Raw genomic sequence first — 295 nt, forward strand, 5'->3', positions numbered from 1 at the left:
ACATTGTCAATCTTGATTGGGCCGCCATTTGGAAGCGCGCTGTTGACAGCTTCCACTTCCTGCTCAACCAACTCACCTGCTTTAACGGATATCTTGTCTCCGTCCGACACGAAACTGATCGGTCGTTTCTCGACACCAGCCACTTCGCTGACTAAGGGCCCTAAGGCTTCCATCGGACCGCCCGCAGCTCCGGTCGCGATATCGCCGATTGCGGCCGTTTGTTCGTCACTAGCCTTCTCATCGACAATGAGACCCACCTTGATGTTGCCATCGGACATCGCACTTGGTGCGTGAA

General features: G+C 54.9%; 1 protein-coding gene. It reads right to left on the bottom strand.

The features are described 5' to 3' along the window. A partial coding sequence (locus tag AB2B41_RS23455) for a DUF1326 domain-containing protein (RefSeq protein ID WP_367880243.1) occupies positions 1 to 278 on the bottom strand: 278 nt, incomplete at its 3' end. Positions 279 to 295 lie beyond the last annotated feature (17 nt).

It is taken from the genome of Sulfitobacter sediminis, assembly GCF_040811725.1.
Classification (GTDB): domain Bacteria; phylum Pseudomonadota; class Alphaproteobacteria; order Rhodobacterales; family Rhodobacteraceae; genus Sulfitobacter; species Sulfitobacter sediminis.